This window comes from Salinarimonas sp., from assembly GCF_040111675.1.
Lineage (GTDB): Bacteria > Pseudomonadota > Alphaproteobacteria > Rhizobiales > Beijerinckiaceae > Salinarimonas.
On the sequence record NZ_CP157794.1, the window covers coordinates 3,643,220 to 3,661,210 of the forward strand.

Consider the following 17,991-nt stretch of genomic DNA (forward strand, 5'->3'; position numbering starts at 1 on the left):
ATGGCGTTCGATTTTTCCGGCCGGCTCGCATCGTTGCGCTTCGATCTCGCTTGGCTTCCGTCGGGCCCGGAGGAAGCGAGCGAGCGTGATTGCGTCGCAGAGATCGGCATCGCGCTGGACGACCTCGATCTTCTGATGGCGCACGACACCTTTTCTCAGACGGTTCGCCCGACGACGAGGCTCTCCGCCTACCGGCTGGCGAGCTGGCTCGCCTCCAACTGGTGGCGGCTGCGGTGGGAGCCGCCGACCGACGATCTCGGCTGGCGGATGAGCCACGAGATCTCGGCGATCGGAGGGGGCTACGTATGGCCGCACATCGCCTTCGCCAGCGACGGTGAAATCGTCGGCGTCCACGCGCGCCCAACCTTCGGGGGCGCGTTCGAGCCGATCGCCTATCTTCATGGGGTGGACGCGGCGGTCGCCGCAGAAACCTTCGAGCGCGCAGTCGACGACATCGTGGACATGACGGTGGCCCGCCTGCGCGACATCGGGCATGGGCAGGACGGGCTCGCGGCGCTCTGGGAGGAGATTCGCGAGGAGCGCACGGACTCCGACGCCACGCAGCACCGCCGCCTGGAGGCGCTCGCCGGGTACGATCCGGACGACATCCCACCGGCGCTGCTGAAGGAGCTGATCGCCGTTGGAAATGCCTGGGGCCGCCATGTGGCTGACGAGTTCGCAGCCGGGTTGAAGCACGCCAGCGCCGGCATCGGCGACGCCCTCGAGCGCGCGGCGACGAGCGCGTTCTCAATGCCGACCCCGAGCCCGCGCTCATTGCGGGTCCGCGGCAACCATGCCAATCGGCCGTGGGAGCGCGGCTACGCCATCGCGGAGGCTTTCCGATCGGAGGCAGGGCTCGGCCTCGATCCCCTCGTCGCCGAGACGGCGGCGCAGCCCCAGGACTCGACTGGCACGCCCGTGGGACTCGCATTCCGCGCCGACCCGATGGCGGACGAGATCCGGGTCTCGCTCGCCAAGCGCCATCCCCGTTCGCGGCGCTTCGAACTCATGTGCCTCGTCGGCGGCCACCTCGCCCGCCGAACGGCGGACGGTATCATTGCCGTTACCTCCGCATCCACGGCGCAGCAGAAGCTCCAGCGAGCATTCGCCGCGGAGGCCCTTTGCCCGATCGAGGGCATCCTCGACATGATCGAGGGGAAAACGGCGAACGATGATTTCTTGCAGGTCGTCGCCGACCGCTACGAGGTATCGCCAATGGTCGTAGAGTGGCAGCTGCGCAACCGCGCGCCCCAGGTGCTGATTCCTGGGCGCGACCTCGCTCCGTGAGACGCCCCATGAAACGCGGCTCCTCCATCGGCCTGTTCGGCCGCTTCGGGCGCTCCGAGGACCTCAAGCGGCTCGACGAGGCGCTGCGGCGCTGCGACGTGCATCCGATGACGCTCAAGGAAGCGGTGAAGCTCGCCGCCGTCTCGCTGATGAAGGACGAGGAGGGCGGGGGCGAGCCGCCGCCCTTCGCCTATCCGCCGGCGGCGGAGCTCCTCGCCTATTGCGTCATGGGGCCGGACCCGTTCGCGCACGCGAACGGCGAGGCGGCGCTCGCGCGGGTCGAGGGCCGCGTCGAGCGGGCGCTGGAGGAGGACGGCACGCTCGACACCAAGCTGATCCTGCTCGCCATCACCTCCGGCGTCATCCAGCCGAGCGTGGTCGAGCGTTTCGGCCTCGAGGCCGGCTGAGCCGTCAGCTCGCCCCGCCGGGATCGGCGGCGAGCGCGTCCGGCGTATCCAGCCAGAAGCGCTCCATCAGGTAGACCGAGGCGCCGGGCACCTCGCCCTCGTCGGTGAAAAGCGCCTCCAGATCCGGCGTCGTCGCCGAGCGCGGGATCGCGGCGAAGCGGCACAGAACCCAGCGCTGGCGCGAGCGCCCGTCGGTCTCCACCGTGTAGTCGACCCGCACCTCGTTCTCGTCGGTCGCGACCGCGCGCAGGACCGCGATCCGCGCGCCTTCGGGGTTGAGCGGGGGAATGGTCAGGCGGCACAGTCGCGCCTGTTCGCGCGTCGGCGCGCCGCCGCAGGAGGCGAGCGCCACGAAGAACGCCGCCAGCGCGGCGATCGCGAGGGTGCGGATCAAGGTCGGCTCAGCCCCGGTCCTTCCGCAGGATCTCGGCGACGCGCGGCGCGAAATAGGTCAGCACCCCGTCGCAGCCCGCGCGCTTGAACGCCATCAGGCTCTCGAGCATCGCCCGCTCCCCGTCGAGCCAGCCGTTGCGGGCGGCCGCCTCGATCATCGCGAACTCGCCCGACACCTGGTAGGCGAAGGTCGGCACGCCGAAGGCGTCCTTCACCTTGGCGCAGATGTCGAGATAGGGCATGCCGGGCTTGACCATGACCATGTCCGCCCCCTCCTCGAGGTCGAGGGCGACCTCGCGCAGGGCCTCGCGGGAATTGGCCGGGTCCATCTGATAGGTGCGCTTGTCGCCGCGCAGCGTCTTCGACGTGCCCACCGCGTCGCGGAACGGGCCGTAGAAGGCGGAGGCGTACTTGGCCGCGTAGGCCATGATCTGCACCTCGGCGAAGCCCGCGGCGTCGAGCGCCTCGCGGATGGCGCCGACGCGCCCATCCATCATGTCGGAGGGGGCGATCACGTCCGAGCCCGCCTGCGCCTGCAGCACCGCCTGGCGCGCCAGCGTCTCGACCGTCTCGTCGTTGAGGATGATCTCGCCTTCGAGAAGCCCGTCGTGGCCGTGGGAGGTGTAGGGGTCGAGCGCGACGTCGGTGACGAGGCCGAGATCGGGCACGGCCGCCTTGATCGCCCGGCTCGCGCGGCAGACGAGGTTCTCCGGGTTGAGCGCCTCCGATCCGTGCTCGTCGCGCTTCGCCGGGTCGGTGTAGGGGAACAAGGCCAGCGCCGGGATGCCGAGCGCGGCCGCGCGCTCCGCCTCGCCCACGGCCTGGTCGACCGAGAGCCGCACCACGCCGGGCATCGAGGGCACGTCCTGGCGCACGCCCTCCCCCTCCATGAGGAAGAGCGGCCAGATCAGGTCGTCCACCGTCAGCGTGTTCTCGCGCACCAGCCGGCGCGACCAGTCGGCCTTGCGGTTGCGCCGCGGGCGATGGCGCAGGTCCAGGCGGCTTTGCACCTCGTGGGCGGCGGAAGCCCCGGCCTCCTCGGCGCGGGAAGAGGGACTGAACCCGGGACGCTGGAACGGGGTGAGGCTCGACATGCGACACGTCTCCACGCCGGCCCGGGGGAAGACGATGACGGCCGACGACACGATTGGAACAGGTCTAGCATGAGCCGGTTCCCGCGCCATGCGCAAGGACACGGATGCGAGGCGGGGCGTATGGCGGGGGCGGGCGGCCGAGAGCCCGCCCGTCAGGCCTGCTCCGCCCCTACGACGAGCTGCGTGCCGAGCGCGCGGGCCGCCTCATCCAAGTGGTCCAGCCGGGTCGCGTGGCGCGGCTCGAGGATGCGGCGCGCCTCGGTCTCGCTGCGCCCGAGGCGCGCGAGCTCCGACTTCGAGATGCCCGCCCGTCTCCAAGCCAAATAGACCACCGCCTTCGCGGCGATCTGAGGCGGAACGGCGACCTGAACCTCGCCGGGCTCCGGCGCACTGGGCGCCGGCAGATCCATCTCGTCCTCGATCCGCCCGGCGACGGCGACCTCGATGGCGTCGGCCGCCATCTCCAGGGCTTCGGCGTGGGTGTATCCGGCCGTGACGACCTCCGGGAGGTCCCGAATATGGACGGCGAACTCGCCGTCTTCCTGGATGATGCGCACGGGATAGCGGAAGAGCATCGTAAACTCCGTTCATTGCTCGCCGAGCGCGTCAGGGTCGAGATCGAGCTGCTTCAAGATGCGCTTGATCGAAAGCGGCGTCAGGTTCTTCTGGACGGTCGTGACCCGGTCGCCGAACCGCACGCGTGCGTGAGACCCCTTGCCCTTGGAATAGTCGGCCTTGAAAGCCTTATACGTGCATTCTTTCCGTTCTGTCGACACTCGGTCGCCACCCACCCCTCATGCGATCCGGATCAGCACGATGCCCGCCAGCACCGCGCCGGCGCCGGACAGCTTCGCCCGGTCGAGCCGCTCGGCGAGACGCAGGCGCGCCAAGGCCAAGGCGAAGAGGATGCTCGTCTCGCGCAGCGCCGCGACGAGCGCGATCGGCGCGTTCGCGAGCGCCCAGAGCGCGATCCAGTAGCAGGTGAAGGCGATCGACCCGGCGAGCAGGCCCACGCGCCAGTGCGGCGTCATCGCGGCGAAGGCCGGGCGCCCGCGGGTCGCGCCGGCGAAAAGGATCATGCCGAGCCCGTCGAGCACGAACATCCAGGCCGCGAAGGCGGCGACCTCGCCGGCGAGGCGCACGCCGATCCCGTCGATCACGGTGTAGGCCGCCGCGCTCGCCGCCGCGCCGAGTGTGATCGCGAGCGTCGCGGCCCGGGCGCCGGCGAGAGCGCCCGCGCCCGAGCCGGACAGGATCACGACGCCGGCCCCGATCACGCCGACGCCCACGAGCCCCAGCGGCGGCACGCTCTCGCCGAGCAGCCCCACCGACGCGCCGGTGACGAGTGCGAGGGTGAGCCCGCGCATGACCGGATAGACCCGCGCGAGCTCGCCCGTGTCGTAGGCGCGCGCGAGGAAGACCTTGTAGGTCGTGTGCGGGATCGCGGTGAGCAGGAGCCACGGCCACGCCGCCGCGGCGGGCAGCGGGACGAACGGCACGATCGCGCAGGCGATCGCCGTCTGCACCACGGCGATCATCAGCATCATCGTGAAGCGATCGACGTTCGCCTTGACGAGCGCGTTCCAGGCCGCGTGCAGGAAGGCCGCGAACAGGATCGCGGCGAGGACGAGGGGATCCATTTCAGAGCACGTTTCGGATGGGCCCGGCGGCTGGGTTTTCGGGCGTCACGCCGCATGCCTCGCGGACAGCCAGTCGAGGATCGTGGCGTGAAGGCCATCGACGTCGAGCCGGCAGGCGCGCAGGATCTGCTCGGGACTGCCCGTGGGTGCGAATTCGTCGATGCCCAGGCTCAGCGCCCGGCAGGCGGTCTGCCGCGCGAGCGCGGAGACGACGGCGCTTCCCATGCCGCCAGCGGTTACGCCCTCTTCGATGGTGACGACTCCCTGAACGCCATGCGCATTCCGGGAGATCGCGACCGGATCGAGCGGCCTGACGCTGCCCACCTCAAGCACACGCGTCTCGATGCCAGATAAGGCGAGACGCTCGGCGGCGATCAAAGCGATGTGCGTCAGCACGCCGTTGCAGCACAGGAGGAGATCGGCGCCATCACGCAAAACGCGGTGGGCGCCGAAGCGGAACGGCGTGCGGAGCTCGACCAAACGTGGCAGCGGCGTTCTCGGCACCCGAATGAAGACCGGCCCGTCCAGCGACAGCGCCGCGTCCAGGGCGGCAGCCGTGTCCACGTCGTCCGACGGAACGGCGATGGGCAGGTCGGGGATCGCCCGCATCCACGACACGTCCTCGATCGAGTGGTGCGTGGCTCCAAGCGCCCCATAGGAAACGCCGGGGCTCATCCCGACGAGCTTTACCCCGGCTCGGGAGTAGGCCACGTCGACCTTGATCTGCTCGGTCGCGCGCCCCGTCAGGAAGCACGACGCGGCCGACACGATCGGCGTCAGGCCGGTACGAGCGAGCCCCGCCGCGACGCCAACCATATTCTGCTCCGCGATGCCTACATTGATGAGCCGCTCGGGGAAGCGCCTCCCGAATTCCGTCAGCTTGCCGGACGACACCGAGTCGTTCACGACGACGACTATGCGCTCGTCCAGCTCCGCGCGCTCGCAAAGCTTCTCGGCGAAGGCGACGCGACAATCAAAGAGATTAGACATCCTGAGCGGCCTCAATCTCGGCGATCGCGAGCGACAGTTCGCTGCTGTTGGGTATACGATGATGCCAATCGGCTCGCCCCTCCATGAAGGAGACGCCTTTCCCCTTGACCGTATTGGCGAGAATGCAATACGGCCGCCCGCGCTGGTCGTCTCGTGAAAGTGCTGAACGGAGTTGCAGATGATCGTGGCCGTCGATCTCGGAGACGAGCCAGCCAAAACTCTCCAGCTTCGCGCGCAGGTCTCCCAGGCTGCAGATGTCCTCCGTATGTCCGCCGTGCTGAAGTCGGTTGCGGTCGACGATCAGGACGAGATTATCCAGGCGTCGGTGTGCGGCGAACATGAGGGCCTCCCAGTTGCTGCCCTCCTGCAACTCGCCGTCGCCCGCGAGAACGTAGCAGTCGAAGCGGGTCGAGCCGAGCGATGCGGCGAGCGCGATGCCCCCGCCTACGCAAAGGCCATGACCGAGTGGGCCGGTACTCGCCTCGACCAGGGGCAGCTTCGTGACGGCGGGATGACCGCTGAGCTGAGACTGGAAGGCTCCGAAGGAGTCGAGCTCACTCGGATCGAGCAGCCCCACGGCGGCCAGCGCCGCGTAATATGCGATCGCCGCGTGCCCTTTGCTCAAGATGAAGCGATCCCTGCCCGGCCAGGAGGGATCCTCGCTGTCGTAGCGCAACTTTTCGGCGAACAAGACCGCGAGAATATCCGCGCAAGAGAGATCACCACCGGGATGACCGAGATCGGCACGATGCGCCACCGCGAGCGCGGTGCGCCGAATGAAGCTGGCGATATCGACAGAAGCCATGGCCATCTCCCAACGCGATTTGAGATTGCGTAGCCACAGCTTTCGCACGAGTCAACGGAAAAGTTAGCCGTGAAACAAGATGCGATTTCGGGTCGCAGGTAGGCGAAAGCCGTGCCCGCCCCGCCCCGCATTGACGCCCCCTCCCCCGCCCGCCTAAACCCGTCTGCCACAGGAGAGCGCCATGACCCAGACGTCGCCCGACACGCCCACCGACACGCCGGACGCCCTCTGCCGCATCGACGGCGCCGCCGGGCTGATCACGCTGAACCGCCCCGAGGCCTTGAACGCGCTCACCCTGGACGCCGTGCGCGCCATGCGCGCCGCCCTCGACGCCTGGGCCCACGATCCCGCCGTGACCCGCGTCGTGGTCGAGGGCGCGGGCGAGAAGGCGTTCTGCGCGGGGGGCGACATCCGCAAGCTGGTGGAGGCCGGCAAGGCCGGGCGGCGCGCGGAGGCGGAGGCGTTCTGGCGCGAGGAATACGAGCTGAATGCGCTGATCGCGCGCTATCCGAAGCCCTACGTCGCGCTGATCGACGGCATCTGCATGGGCGGCGGCGTCGGCGTGTCGCTGCACGGCTCGCACCGGGTGGCGGGCGAGCGCTACCTCTTCGCCATGCCGGAGGTCGGGATCGGCTTCTTCCCCGATGTCGGCGCGAGCCACGCGCTGCCGCGGCTGCCCGGCAAGACCGGTCTCTATCTCGCGCTCACCGGCGCGCGCCTGAAGCAGGCGGACGCGCTCGCCATGGGGCTCGCGACGCACGCGGTGGGCGCCACCGCCATGCCGGAGATCCGCGCCGGGCTCCTCGCCGGGGAGGACGTCGACGCGCTGCTCGACCGCTTCCGCCACGATCCCGGCCCCGCGCCCATCGAGACCCGGGCCGCGACCGTCGACGCCTGCTTCGGCGAGGGCTCGGTCGAGGGGATCGTCGCCGCGCTCGAGCGCATGGCGACCGAGGGCGACGCGCCGGCGGGCGAGATCCTCGGCATGATGCGCGGCAAGTCGCCGACCTCGCAGAAGCTCGCCTTCGAGCAGATGCGCCGCGGCGCGACCCTGTCGTTCGAGGAGGCGATGCGCATGGAGTTCCGCATCGTCTCGCGCATCCTCGACGGGCACGACTTCTACGAGGGCGTGCGCGCGGTGCTGATCGACAAGGACCACGCCCCGCACTGGCAGCCCGCGCGGCTGGAGGACGTCGCGCCGGAGATGGTCGAGGCCTATTTCGCCCCGCTCGGCGACCGGGAGCTCACCGTCTGATGTGGCCCTTCCGCCGCCGCGTCACGCGCGCGCCCGAACCGCCCCCGGAATTCGCCGCCGACGCGGCTTTGCGGCTCGACGAGCCCGCGCCCGCGCGCAGCTTCTCCTGGGACCGCGCGCTCACCTGGTTCATGCGGCTGATGGCGCTCCTGTGGATCGCCAAGGGGCTCTCGTTCTGGGGCGTGATCGTCGGTGCGGGCGACGTGGTCCCGCCGTTCCAGGACCGCTCCCTCGGCTTCCAGGCCACCGTGATCTATTTCGGGATCGTCGACCTGATCGCGGCGGTCGGGCTGTGGCTCACCGCCACCTGGGGCGGCGTGCTGTGGCTGCTCGCCGTGATGAGCCACCTCATCCTGGCGGTGTTCTTCCCCGGCGTCGTGCCGGTGAGCCTGACGCTGGCGGCGGTCTATTGTGCGCTGATGGTTACCTATCTCCTGATCTCGTACCTCGCATCTGGTGAAGAGGAGTAAGGGTTAACGAGATCTCGCCTAGATCTCACAAGGCCTGGAGCCTTTGAGGATGAATATCGGCGTATCTTTCTGGGATTGGCCGAAAAGCGGAAACTTGTCGTTCATCCTGTCGTTTAAACTCGTTTTTATCGGAGCAACCTAGTTTCGCCTCATGAACGAGCCGGGAAGCCGGCCACTACACAAAAACAGTGAGGCGCATGATGAACACTCTGGCGAAGACCCTCGTCGAGCCCGTGTCCCAGGAGGAGACGGCCGGCGCCGTGAAGCCCGCCTATCTCGAGGCCCTGCACCTCGTGGAGCGTCTGCACCGCCGGCTGCTCGACGTGATCAAGGACGAGTTCGAGCGCCGCGGCCGCGACGACGTCAACTCGGTGCAGGCGCTGCTTCTCTACAATATCGGCGACAAGGAGCTGACCGCGAGCGAGCTGCGCACCCGCGGCTACTATCTCGGCTCGAACGTCTCCTACAACGTCAAGAAGCTCGTCGAGATGGGCTACCTCCACCACGCCCGCTCGCGCGTCGACCGCCGCGCGGTGCGCATCTCGCTCACCGAGCGCGGCAAGGAGGTGCACGACATCGTGCAGGCCCTCTACGAGAAGCACTCGCGCACGATCGCCCCGATCGGCGGCATCTCGGACGAGGACTTCACGCGCCTCAACACGGCGCTGACGCGCCTCGAGCGCTTCTGGACGGACCAGATCCGCTACCGGCTCTGAGGGGTCACGGGGACGAGAAAACCTGGACAGGAACACCGGGGGCCGGGGGGCCCGACGGAACGCGCGGGCGGCGGGGCCGGGAGGCTCTCGCCGCCCGTGTGCGTTTTCATGCACGGCTCGATGCGATGCGGTTCGTCGATGGACGCGTTATCGTCTCGGCGGCGGATCGCGCCGCGACGCGTGCGGGAGGACCTTCGGTGAGGAAGATCAAGATCATCGAGCACGTCTCGCTCGACGGCGTGATCCAGGCGCCCGGCCGGCCGGACGAGGATGTGGACGGCGGCTTCGTGCATGGCGGCTGGGTCGTCCCGCATTTCGACCCGATCGTCGGGCAGGCGATCGACGACGTCCATGCCGCGCCCTTCGACCTGCTGCTCGGGCGGCGCACCTACGACATCTGGAGCGCGTACTGGCCGCAGGTCGCGCGCAACCCGATGGCGGACAGCCTCAACGCCGCGACGAAATACGTCGCGACGCACAGGCCGGAGAGCCTGGCATGGGGGCCCGTCGAGGCGCTGGGCGCGGACGTCCTCGCGGGGATCCGCGCGGCCAAGGCGAAGCCGGGGCCCGATCTCGTCGTCTGGGGAAGCTCGACGCTGACGCCGATCCTGCTCGGCCGGGGCCTCGCGGACCTGCTCGTGCTGCTCGTGTATCCCGTCCTGCTGGGCCGGGGAAAACGCCTGTTCGCCGCCGACGCCGATCCCTGCGAGCTCGCGCTCGTGAGCACGCAGGCCGCGCCCTCGGGCGTGATCGTGAGCACGTACGAGCCGCGCGGGCCGCTGCGGACGGGATCCTTCGAGCCGGACTGATCTCCCGGCCGGCGGCTGGGCTCACCGCAGATCCGACACGTAATGCGCCTTCTCCGTCCGGCACAGCGACAGCCGCCATTCCACCGGCGCGCCGTCGAGCCCGACGGCCACGCGGTCGACCTGGAGCAGCGGCGCGCCCTCCGCGACGCCGAGCGCGGCGGCGACCTCCGGCGGGGCGGCGATGGCCTTCAGCCGCTCCACCGCGCGGGCGACGGGGATGCCGTAGACGTTGGCGTACATCTCGTAGAGGTTGTTCGGCAGATCGCGCTTGTCGAGGTCCGGAAAGCGGGCCTTCTCCACCACGATGCGCTCGTGCACGCAGACCTCGCCGTCCAGCGCGCGCAGCCGCTCGAGCCGCACCACGCGCGCGCCGCGCGCGAGCCCGAGCCGCGCCGCCTCGGCCGCATCGGCGCGGCCGGATCCGATCGAGAGAAACCGGCTCGTCGGGAACTTGGCCGGCCCGTCGTCGGGCACGAGCTTGAAGAACTGGAACAGGATGCGCGCGTCGTCGTGGCGGGCGACGTAGGTCCCCCTCCCCTGCCGGCGCACCACCAGCCGCTCGGCGGCCATGGCGTCCAGCGCCTTGCGCACCGTGCCCTGCGAGACGCCGAGGTCGGCGGCGAGCTCGGGCTCGCTCGGGATCACGGCCCCGGCCTGCCAGACGCCGTCGGAGATGCGCTTGACCAGGACGTCGCGGACCCGGCGGTAGAGCGGGCGATAGCCCAGCGCGTCCTGCGCCGCCTCGCGCTCGATCATCGCTGCCCCATCCTCGTCTCTCCTGGTCCTTGGTCCTCTAACTTATAGAGGAATCGACACGACACAAGCAGTTGCAGCCTGCCCGTGTCATCCCCAGCCGGAGCGAGCGGAGCGAGCGCAGGGGAAGGGGACCCAGCGCGAGGACTCTTCGCGCCGAAGGCGCTCCATAGGCGGCGACCAGCCGCCTGGACGGCGGCGGAAGAGCGCCTACGGCGCAACATTCTTGCGCTGGATCCCCTTCCCTTCCGCGCCTACGGCGCTCCAGCCGGGGACGACAGTGGGTGGCCACCCTCCCCCCTCAGAACAGCGCCCCCCGCGGCACGGGGACGAGCAGAACCTCGACGAACAGCAGGTAGAACCCGCCCACCAGCGCAAGCGCCGCCGCGACGTAGGCCGCCGTGCGCTTCGCCGTCCAGCGATCGTACTCCGCGATGGCGAGGACGGCGAGGAAGCCCGCGATCGAGGTGGTGAAGAACCCCAGCCGCGGCATCAGCACGGCCCAGGCGACGAGCGCGAGAGCCAGCAGCAGCCGGCGCGGCGTCGAGCCGGTCTCGACGACCGGCGGCGGGCCGGTGCGACCGAGCGCCCGCAGGCCGAGGATGCCGAGCGCGCTCGCGATCATGATCCCGGCGATCACCCGCGGGAACACGGCGCCGAGCGGGCTCATCTCCAGGCTGCCGGCGATCATCCAGACGCCGAGCGCGACGAAGAGCACGCACAGCACGATCGTGCCGACGTCGCCGCGGGGGCGCGAGGCGGTGTCTTCAGTCGGCATTGACGCTCTCCCGGGGCGTGGGGGCGACGCCCGCCCGGCGCGCGCGGCGCGCCTTCAGGGTGTCCATGACGATGGGGTAGAGCAGCGTGATCACCGCCAGCGCCGCGATGGCGAGGCTGATCGGCCGGCCGAAGAACATCCCCCAGACGTTCCCCTGCGCGTTGCCGATGAGCCAGGCCTGGACGAAGCCCTGCTCGGCGATGGGCCCCAGGATGACGCCCAGCACGATCGGCGAGGGCTGGAAGCCGAACCGCGCCAGGATCCAGCCGAGGAAGCCGAGCCCGAGCATCGTGTAGACGTCGTGCATCGAGTTGTGGATGGCGAACGAGCCGATGATGGTCAGGAACGCCACGGTCGGCACCAGCACCGCCTTCGGGATCGAGACGATGGCCTGGTAGGCGTAGCGCCCGACGAGGAGGCCCGTCGGCAGCATCAGGATCGTGGCGATCAGCAAGCCGAAGATGAAGGTGAAGACGATGTCGCCCTGGCCGGTGAACAGGCCCGGCCCGGTGCGGATGCCCTGGACGAGGAGCGCGCCGAGGATGACGGCGTCCGGCGGCGTGCCGGGGATGCCGAGCACCAGCGTCGGGATGAAGCCGCCCCCGACGGTGGCGTTGTTGGCGCTCTCCGTCGCGAGGATGCCGCCGGGCTCGCCCTTGCCGAAGCGCTCGGGGTGCTTCGCCGTGCGCCGCGCTTCCGAATAGGAGACGAGCGAGGCGATGGAACCGCCGGCGCCGGGCAGGATGCCCACCACCGTGCCGACGACGGAGGAGCGGATCAGGTTGAACCAGTTCTGCCCGCAATGGCGCAGGGCCTCGGCGAGACGAAAGCCGCCGGCCTGCACCGAGACCTTGAGATGCGGATCGGGCCGCGCCACGAGGTCGATCACGACCGGGATGCAGTAGAGGCCGATGAGCGCGGCGATCACGTCGAAACCGCCGACCAGCATCGGCTGGTCGAGCGTGTAGCGCACGTCGCCGCCCACCACCGCGACGCCGACGGTGGCGAGGAAGAGCCCGAAGGCCGCGCCGAGGATGCCCTTGAGCGTGTCGCCCTGCGAGAGCGCCGAGATCAGGGTGAGCCCGAAGATGGCGAGCCAGAAATATTCCGGCGGCCCGAAGGCCAGCGCCACCTTGGAGAGCGGCGGCGACAGGAAGAGCAGCGCCAGGGCGCCGACGATGCCGCCGACCACCGAGGCGAGCGTCGCCAGCGTCACGGCGAGATTGCCGTCGCCGCGCTTCGCCATGGGGAAGCCGTCGAAGGTGGTGGCGATGGCGGACGGCGTGCCGGGCGTGTTGACCAGGATCGCCGCGAAGGCGCCGCCGTAGATCGCGCCGGTATAGATCGCGCCGAGCGCGATCAGCCCCGAGGCCGGGGCCATGGCGAAGGTGAAGGGCACGAGCACCGCGACAGCCATGGTCGCGGACAGGCCCGGCAGCGCGCCGATCACCGTGCCGAGGAGAACGCCGCCCAGCGCGAGCAGCAGGTTGAACGGCGTCAGCGCCTGCGCGAGGTACGGCAGGAGGTCCATGGGTGGACGTCTTTCGTGCGACGGCGCGCCCGCGGGCGCGCGGCGTCGGCGGGATGAAGGGAAACGGCGGGCGGCGAGGAGTGGCGCCGCCCGCCGCATGGACGGGCCGTCGGGAGTGAGGACGCGGTCAGTTCGCGGCCTGGGCGGCCGCCTCGATCTCCGTGCGGCGCTCGGCCATGAAGGCGTCGACGTCCTGGTAGGGCACGTCGATCACGACGAAGGCGCCGTCGTCCATGGCCTGGCGCATGGCCGGCTCGTTGTTCATGGCCTGGAACGCGTCGGAGACCTGCTGGCGCACGTCCTCCGGCGTGTCCTTCGGCACCGCGACGCCGCGATAGGCGCCGCCCACCATGTCGTAGCCGAGCTCCTGGAAGGTCGGCACGTCGGGGAAGAGCGGCAGGCGCTCCTCTGCGGCCACCGCCAGCATGCGCACCGCCTCGCCCTGGGCGGCCGCCACCGTCGAGTAGCCCCACTGCGCCGAGACCTGGTCGCCGAGCAGCGCCGTCACCGACGGGCCGGTGCCGGAGAAGGGCACGTAGGTGGTGGTGACGCCGGCGAGACCGTCGAAGCGGCTCTGCGCCAGGCTGTTGGCCGAGTTCGAGCCCGAGCCCGAGAAGGTGACGAGGCCCGGGTTCTCCTTGGCGAAGTTCACCAGGTCCTCGAGCGTCTGGAACTGGCTGTCCGCCTTCACGATGATCGCGTCCGGCGTGTAGTGGAACCAGTAGACGGGCGTGAGGTCCGCCGTCTCGTAGCCGGGCGAGCTCATCAGCGGCTGCAGGATCACGTGGGGCAGGTTGATGCCCATGATCGTGTGGCCGTCGGCCGGCATGGAATTGAGCTGCGACCAGGCCTGCGCGCCGCCGGCGCCCGCCTGGTACTTGACGATGAGCTGGTGGTCGAACGTGTCGGCGAAGACCGGCTGCTGCAGGCGCGCGGCGATGTCCGACTCGCCGCCCGGCGAGAACGGGATGATGTAGTCGACGTCCTTCTCGGGGAAGGCGAAGGCCGGGCCGGCCGCGGCTGCGGCGAGGCCGGCCGCGAGCGTCAGCGCGAGGGTGGTGGTCGTGCGGGTCATTGCGGCTGTTTCCTCTCCGATGATGTCGGTGTCGATCCGTCCGCTGGCGGGACGGTTGACCGTCAGGAGAGCGCGCGGACGGTCGGCTGTCAAACCATTTCCTGTCTGTTGTCTTATGCAAGACTGGATGGGAAGTCGCGCCCCGCCAACGGCTTGCAGAGGCCGCGACGCGCCTTGACCCTGCGTCTTATGTCTTATACAAGACTGGGACCCATCCCACATCCGAGAAGAGGAAGCCATGGGGATCCCGCATCTCCTCGTTCACGACAAGAAGGACACCGTCGGTGTCGTCGTCGTGGAGGATCTCAAGGCCGGCACCGAGATGCTGTGCGTCGTCACGGAGGACAATTCCTCCTTCCACCTGACCGCCGAGATGGACGTCCCCATCGGCCACAAGATCGCGCTCAAGGACATCGCCGAGGGCGACACGGTGTGGAAGTACGGCCAGGACATCGGCAAGGCCGTCGCGCCCGTCGGCCAGGGCGAGCACGTCCACGTTCACAACGTCAAGACCAAGCGCTGGTGAGGACGACCCCATGACCATGCAATACTCCAACCTCGAGTTCATGGGCTGGCGGCGCGAGAACGGCCGCGTCGGCGTGCGCAACCACGTCGTCCTGCTCCCCCTCGACGACCTGTCCAACGCCGCCTGCGAGGCGGTGGCGAACAACATCAAGGGCACGCTCGCGCTGCCGCACGCCTACGGGCGCCTGCAGTTCGGCGAGGATCTCGACCTGCATTTCCGCACGCTGATCGGCATCGGCTCGAACCCGAACGTGGCCGCCGTGGTGGTGATCGGCATCGAGGACGGCTGGACCCAGCGCGTCGTCGACGGCATCGCCAAGACCGGCAAGCCGGTCACCGGCTTCGGCATCGAGGGCACCGGCGACATCATGACGATCGCCAAGGCCTCGCGGGTCGCCAAGGACTACCTGCAGTGGGCCTCCGAGCTGCAGCGCGAGGTCTGCCCGATCAAGGACCTGTGGGTCTCGACCAAGTGCGGCGAGAGCGACACGACGACGGGCCTCGCCTCCTGCCCGACGGTCGGCAACATGTACGACAAGCTGATCCCGCTCGGCCTCACCGGCGTGTTCGGCGAGACCTCCGAGATCACCGGCGCCGAGCATCTGTGCAAGGCGCGCGCGGCGACGCCGGAGGTGGCCGAGAAGTTCATGGCGACCTGGCAGGCCTACATGGACGAGGTGATCGAGCCCTTCAAGACGTCGGACCTCTCCGAGAGCCAGCCGACCAAGGGCAACATCGCCGGCGGCCTGACCACGATCGAGGAGAAGGCGCTCGGCAATCTCGAGAAGATCGGCCGCGAGTGCACCTATATCGACGTGCTCGAGCCGGCGGAAGCGCCCGCCAAGGGCCCCGGCCTCTACTTCATGGACACGTCCTCGGCCGCGGCCGAGTGCGTCACCCTGATGGCGGCGGCGGGCTACGTGGTGCACACCTTCCCGACCGGCCAGGGCAACGTCATCGGCAACCCGATCGTCCCGGTGATCAAGATCACGGGGAACCCGCGCACCGTGCGCACGATGTCGGAGCACGTCGACGTCGACGTCTCGGGCGTGCTGCGGCGCGAGATGACGATCCCGCAGGCGGGCGATGCGCTGATCGACATGATCGTGCGCACGTCCAACGGCCGCCTCACGGCCGCGGAGGCGCTCGGCCACCGCGAGTTCGTGATGACGAAGCTGTACCGCTCGGCGTGATCGGGTCACAGGGGCGGCCGGCGACGGCCGCTCCCTTGTCGTTCCCGGCCGAAGGTCGCGCAGCGACCGGAGGGGAAGGGAACCCAGCGCAAGAAACCTGCGCCGAAGGCGCTCCGTCGCCGCCGGCCAGGCGGCTGGTCGCCGCTGAAGGCCGCCGCTGCGCGGCGAACAAGCCGTGCTGGGTCCCCTTCCCCTCCGCGTGCTCCGCACGCTCCGGCCGGGGACGACAGGCTGGCGCCCCGGAACCAGAAGAGCGCGCATGAACGCCCCCTCCTTCCTGCCGAGCGTCTCGATCACCGGGACCGTGCGCAAGCTCGGGCCCGGTTTCGCGTTCGCGGCCGCGGTCGCGGTGGCGGCGACGCTCGCCGCGCCGGCGGTGGCGCTCGTCTTCCCCATTCCCGCGATGGTGCTGGCGCTCCTCGTCGGCATCGCGCTCAACCGCGTAGCCGCCGCGCCGATCTTCCAGCCGGGGCTGACCTTCTGCGTCAAGAAGCTGCTGCGCTGGGCCGTGGCGCTGCTGGGCTTGCGCATCGCGCTCGGCGACATCGTCGCGCTCGGCCTCGCCACCGCGCTGATGGTGATCCTCGCCATGGCGGCGACGATCCTCGCCGGCTTCGCGCTCGCCCGCACCTTCGGCCAGCGCAGCGAGTACGGCGCGCTCGCCGGCGCCGCGACCGCGGTCTGCGGCGCCTCCGCGGCGCTCGCCACCACCACCGTGCTCCCGAACTACAAGGGCAAGGAGGCGGACGTCGCCTTCGTCGTGGTGGCGGTGAACGCGCTCTCGACGCTCGCCATGATCGCCTACCCGCCGCTCGCGGTCGTGCTCGGCTTCGACCACCTGACGACCGGCGTGCTGCTCGGCGCGACCATCCACGACGTCGCGCAGGTGGTGGGCGCGGGCTACGCGGTCTCCGAGACCGCCGGCAACACCGCCGTCGTGGTGAAGCTGTTTCGGGTGTTCCTGCTGCTCCCGGTCGTGCTGATCATCGGCTGGTGGTTCGCCCGCGCCGGCGGGCACGCCGAGAACGCCAAGGTCCCCGCCCCGGTCTTCGCCTTCGTCTTCCTCGGCCTGTGCCTTCTCAACACGGCGATGGCCTATCTTCCGGCCCTGCAACCGGTCTATGCTCCGCTGCGCGAGGCCGCGATCGTCGCCTCGACCTGGGGGCTGCTCATCGCCATCGGCGCGCTCGGGCTCGGCACCTCGCTCGCCGCGATCGCCAGCCTCGGCTGGCGGCACATCGCGACGGTGACGGGCACGACCCTCGTCATCCTGGCGATCGCGGCCGCCGCGCTCCTCGTCATCTGACCCCGTAGAGACAAGAACGACCATGCCCGACATCGTCATCAGCGAGTTCATGGACGAGGCCGCCATCGCCGCCTCCCTCTCCGGTTTCGACGTCCTCTACGATCCGGGCCTCGTCGACCGGCCGGACGACCTCGCCGCCGCCGTGGCGCAGGCCCGCGCGCTCGTCGTGCGCAACCGCACCCAGGTCCGCGGGGCGGTGCTCGAGGCTGCGCAGAGCCTCGTCTGCGTCGGGCGTCTCGGGGTCGGGCTCGACAACATCGACGTCGCGGCCTGCGAGGCGCGCGGCGTGAAGGTCTTTCCCGCCACCGGCGCCAACGACATCGGCGTCGCGGAATACGTCATCGGCACGGCCATGATGCTGATGCGCGGCGCCTACACCGCGACCGACGCGGTGATCGCGGGCGAATGGCCGCGCAACCGGCTGATGGGCCGCGAGGTCTACGGCAAGACCATGGGCCTCGTCGGCTTCGGGTCGATCGCCAGGGAGACCGGCAAGCGCGCCGCGGCCCTCGGGATGAAGGTCGTCGCCACCGACCCGTTCGTCGCGGCCGGCGATCCCGCCTGGTCGCAGCCCTGGGGGAGCGTCGCCCAGCGCGCGCTCGACGCGCTGCTCGCGGAGGCGGACGTCGTCTCGCTGCACGTGCCGCTCACCGACGCGACCCGCAACCTGATCGACGCCGCCGCCCTCGCCGCGATGAAGCCCGACGCCATCCTGATCAACGCCGCCCGCGGCGGCGTCGTCGACGAGCCGGCGCTGGCCGCCGCGCTGAAGGAGGGCCGCCTCGGCGGCGCGGCGCTCGACGTGTTCGAGACGGAGCCCCTGTCGGCCGAGAAGGGCGCGGTTTTCGCCGGCTGCCCGAACCTGGTGCTCACCCCGCACATCGCGGGCGTCAGCGTCGAATCGAACGTGCGCGTCTCGGCCGTCACCGCCGAGACCGTCCGCCGCGCGCTGACGGAGGGCTGA

21 protein-coding genes are annotated in these 17,991 nt (G+C 70.0%); 10 read left to right on the plus strand and 11 right to left on the minus strand.

The genetic code is table 11. The features are described from left to right. Together ABL310_RS16855 and ABL310_RS16860 are read left to right on the plus strand one after the other, a co-directional pair. Positions 1–1,287 carry a hypothetical protein gene (locus ABL310_RS16855; RefSeq protein ID WP_349368165.1) on the plus strand — a complete coding sequence of 429 codons (1,287 nt, stop codon included), beginning with the start codon at positions 1–3 and terminating at the stop codon, positions 1,285–1,287. An 8-nt stretch (positions 1,288–1,295) separates the two neighbouring features. Then, positions 1,296–1,694, plus strand: coding sequence for a hypothetical protein (locus ABL310_RS16860; RefSeq protein ID WP_349368166.1), 399 nt, complete (start codon positions 1,296–1,298; stop codon positions 1,692–1,694). A gap of 4 nt (positions 1,695–1,698) precedes the next feature. On the opposite strand, the gene ABL310_RS16865 is transcribed toward ABL310_RS16860, so the two are convergent. The 7 genes from ABL310_RS16865 to ABL310_RS16895 form a co-directional block, all read right to left on the minus strand. Then, a complete protein-coding gene (locus tag ABL310_RS16865; protein ID WP_349368167.1) occupies positions 1,699–2,088 on the minus strand; it encodes a hypothetical protein in 390 nt (129 codons plus the stop codon). Positions 2,089–2,095: 7 nt separating this feature from the next. After that, the gene (hemB, locus tag ABL310_RS16870) at positions 2,096–3,181 is read right to left on the minus strand and encodes a porphobilinogen synthase (protein WP_349368168.1); all 1,086 of its coding nucleotides are present in this window, start codon (positions 3,179–3,181) and stop codon (positions 2,096–2,098) included. A 152-nt stretch (positions 3,182–3,333) separates the two neighbouring features. Then, positions 3,334–3,756 carry a type II toxin-antitoxin system HicB family antitoxin gene (locus ABL310_RS16875; protein ID WP_349368169.1) on the minus strand — a complete coding sequence of 141 codons (423 nt, stop codon included), beginning with the start codon at positions 3,754–3,756 and terminating at the stop codon, positions 3,334–3,336. Positions 3,757–3,768: 12 nt separating this feature from the next. After that, entirely contained in the window at positions 3,769–3,957 is a 189-nt protein-coding gene (locus tag ABL310_RS16880) for a hypothetical protein (RefSeq protein ID WP_349368170.1), read from the minus strand. Positions 3,958–3,975: 18 nt separating this feature from the next. After that, positions 3,976–4,821, minus strand: coding sequence for an EamA family transporter (locus ABL310_RS16885; protein ID WP_349368171.1), 846 nt, complete (start codon positions 4,819–4,821; stop codon positions 3,976–3,978). Positions 4,822–4,866: 45 nt separating this feature from the next. Continuing rightward, a complete protein-coding gene (locus ABL310_RS16890) occupies positions 4,867–5,811 on the minus strand; it encodes a transketolase C-terminal domain-containing protein (protein ID WP_349368172.1) in 945 nt (314 codons plus the stop codon). Next, positions 5,804–6,616: a transketolase gene (locus ABL310_RS16895; RefSeq protein ID WP_349368173.1), complete on the minus strand. Its 813-nt coding sequence runs from the start codon at positions 6,614–6,616 to the stop codon at positions 5,804–5,806. The genes ABL310_RS16890 and ABL310_RS16895 overlap by 8 nt, the downstream gene beginning before the upstream one ends. Before the next feature lie 181 nt (positions 6,617–6,797). On the opposite strand from ABL310_RS16895, the gene ABL310_RS16900 reads away from it, so the two are divergent. The 4 genes from ABL310_RS16900 (at position 6,798) to ABL310_RS16915 (ending at position 9,866) form a co-directional block, all read left to right on the plus strand. Further along, entirely contained in the window at positions 6,798–7,871 is a 1,074-nt protein-coding gene (locus ABL310_RS16900) for an enoyl-CoA hydratase/isomerase family protein (protein ID WP_349368174.1), read from the plus strand. Continuing rightward, positions 7,871–8,341: a DUF6163 family protein gene (locus tag ABL310_RS16905; protein WP_349368175.1), complete on the plus strand. Its 471-nt coding sequence runs from the start codon at positions 7,871–7,873 to the stop codon at positions 8,339–8,341. Before ABL310_RS16900 ends, ABL310_RS16905 begins: the two co-directional genes overlap by 1 nt. A 197-nt stretch (positions 8,342–8,538) precedes the next feature. Next, complete coding sequence (gene ldtR, locus ABL310_RS16910; protein ID WP_374730335.1) at positions 8,539–9,057, plus strand: transcriptional regulator LdtR; 519 nt, start codon at positions 8,539–8,541, stop codon at positions 9,055–9,057. A gap of 197 nt (positions 9,058–9,254) precedes the next feature. Further along, positions 9,255–9,866, plus strand: coding sequence for a dihydrofolate reductase family protein (locus ABL310_RS16915; RefSeq protein WP_349368176.1), 612 nt, complete (start codon positions 9,255–9,257; stop codon positions 9,864–9,866). 21 nt (positions 9,867–9,887) lie between these two features. Here the strand turns inward: ABL310_RS16915 and ABL310_RS16920 are convergent, their stop codons facing one another. From ABL310_RS16920 to ABL310_RS16935, 4 genes are all read right to left on the minus strand, one after another. Further along, complete coding sequence (locus ABL310_RS16920) at positions 9,888–10,622, minus strand: GntR family transcriptional regulator (protein ID WP_349368177.1); 735 nt, start codon at positions 10,620–10,622, stop codon at positions 9,888–9,890. Positions 10,623–10,920: 298 nt separating this feature from the next. Further along, on the minus strand, positions 10,921–11,397 hold the full coding sequence (locus tag ABL310_RS16925) for a tripartite tricarboxylate transporter TctB family protein (RefSeq protein ID WP_349368178.1): 477 nt from the start codon (positions 11,395–11,397) through the stop codon (positions 10,921–10,923). Further along, a complete protein-coding gene (locus ABL310_RS16930) occupies positions 11,387–12,928 on the minus strand; it encodes a tripartite tricarboxylate transporter permease (protein WP_349368179.1) in 1,542 nt (513 codons plus the stop codon). Before ABL310_RS16930 ends, ABL310_RS16925 begins: the two co-directional genes overlap by 11 nt. A gap of 127 nt (positions 12,929–13,055) precedes the next feature. Continuing rightward, positions 13,056–14,003, minus strand: coding sequence for a tripartite tricarboxylate transporter substrate binding protein (locus ABL310_RS16935; RefSeq protein WP_349368180.1), 948 nt, complete (start codon positions 14,001–14,003; stop codon positions 13,056–13,058). A gap of 238 nt (positions 14,004–14,241) precedes the next feature. Here ABL310_RS16935 and ABL310_RS16940 point away from each other — a divergent pair, with 238 nt between their 5' ends. The 4 genes from ABL310_RS16940 to ABL310_RS16955 all read left to right on the plus strand — a co-directional run bounded on the left by ABL310_RS16940 (position 14,242) and on the right by ABL310_RS16955 (position 17,991). Then, positions 14,242–14,529: a UxaA family hydrolase gene (locus ABL310_RS16940; protein ID WP_349368181.1), complete on the plus strand. Its 288-nt coding sequence runs from the start codon at positions 14,242–14,244 to the stop codon at positions 14,527–14,529. A 10-nt stretch (positions 14,530–14,539) separates the two neighbouring features. Beyond that, on the plus strand, positions 14,540–15,721 hold the full coding sequence (locus ABL310_RS16945; RefSeq protein ID WP_349368182.1) for a UxaA family hydrolase: 1,182 nt from the start codon (positions 14,540–14,542) through the stop codon (positions 15,719–15,721). Positions 15,722–15,980: 259 nt separating this feature from the next. Then, positions 15,981–17,027, plus strand: a complete 1,047-nt coding sequence (locus ABL310_RS16950; protein WP_349368183.1) for a putative sulfate exporter family transporter — start codon at positions 15,981–15,983, stop codon at positions 17,025–17,027. 22 nt (positions 17,028–17,049) lie between these two features. Next, on the plus strand, positions 17,050–17,991 hold the full coding sequence (locus ABL310_RS16955; protein WP_349368184.1) for a hydroxyacid dehydrogenase: 942 nt from the start codon (positions 17,050–17,052) through the stop codon (positions 17,989–17,991).

Bases quoted from the DNA above. Each gene is read 5' to 3' on its own strand.
- ABL310_RS16855 (WP_349368165.1), top strand. From the start codon at position 1: ATGGCGTTCGATTTTTCCGGCCGGCTCGCATCGTTGCGCTTCGATCTC.
- ABL310_RS16860 (WP_349368166.1), top strand. From the start codon at position 1,296: ATGAAACGCGGCTCCTCCATCGGCCTGTTCGGCCGCTTCGGGCGCTCC.
- hemB (WP_349368168.1), bottom strand. From the start codon at position 3,181: ATGTCGAGCCTCACCCCGTTCCAGCGTCCCGGGTTCAGTCCCTCTTCC.
- ABL310_RS16875 (WP_349368169.1), bottom strand. From the start codon at position 3,756: ATGCTCTTCCGCTATCCCGTGCGCATCATCCAGGAAGACGGCGAGTTC.
- ABL310_RS16885 (WP_349368171.1), bottom strand. From the start codon at position 4,821: ATGGATCCCCTCGTCCTCGCCGCGATCCTGTTCGCGGCCTTCCTGCAC.
- ABL310_RS16890 (WP_349368172.1), bottom strand. From the start codon at position 5,811: ATGTCTAATCTCTTTGATTGTCGCGTCGCCTTCGCCGAGAAGCTTTGC.
- ABL310_RS16895 (WP_349368173.1), bottom strand. From the start codon at position 6,616: ATGGCTTCTGTCGATATCGCCAGCTTCATTCGGCGCACCGCGCTCGCG.
- ABL310_RS16900 (WP_349368174.1), top strand. From the start codon at position 6,798: ATGACCCAGACGTCGCCCGACACGCCCACCGACACGCCGGACGCCCTC.
- ABL310_RS16905 (WP_349368175.1), top strand. From the start codon at position 7,871: ATGTGGCCCTTCCGCCGCCGCGTCACGCGCGCGCCCGAACCGCCCCCG.
- ldtR (WP_374730335.1), top strand. From the start codon at position 8,539: ATGATGAACACTCTGGCGAAGACCCTCGTCGAGCCCGTGTCCCAGGAG.
- ABL310_RS16920 (WP_349368177.1), bottom strand. From the start codon at position 10,622: ATGATCGAGCGCGAGGCGGCGCAGGACGCGCTGGGCTATCGCCCGCTC.
- ABL310_RS16925 (WP_349368178.1), bottom strand. From the start codon at position 11,397: ATGCCGACTGAAGACACCGCCTCGCGCCCCCGCGGCGACGTCGGCACG.
- ABL310_RS16930 (WP_349368179.1), bottom strand. From the start codon at position 12,928: ATGGACCTCCTGCCGTACCTCGCGCAGGCGCTGACGCCGTTCAACCTG.
- ABL310_RS16935 (WP_349368180.1), bottom strand. From the start codon at position 14,003: ATGACCCGCACGACCACCACCCTCGCGCTGACGCTCGCGGCCGGCCTC.
- ABL310_RS16940 (WP_349368181.1), top strand. From the start codon at position 14,242: ATGGGGATCCCGCATCTCCTCGTTCACGACAAGAAGGACACCGTCGGT.
- ABL310_RS16945 (WP_349368182.1), top strand. From the start codon at position 14,540: ATGACCATGCAATACTCCAACCTCGAGTTCATGGGCTGGCGGCGCGAG.
- ABL310_RS16950 (WP_349368183.1), top strand. From the start codon at position 15,981: ATGAACGCCCCCTCCTTCCTGCCGAGCGTCTCGATCACCGGGACCGTG.
- ABL310_RS16955 (WP_349368184.1), top strand. From the start codon at position 17,050: ATGCCCGACATCGTCATCAGCGAGTTCATGGACGAGGCCGCCATCGCC.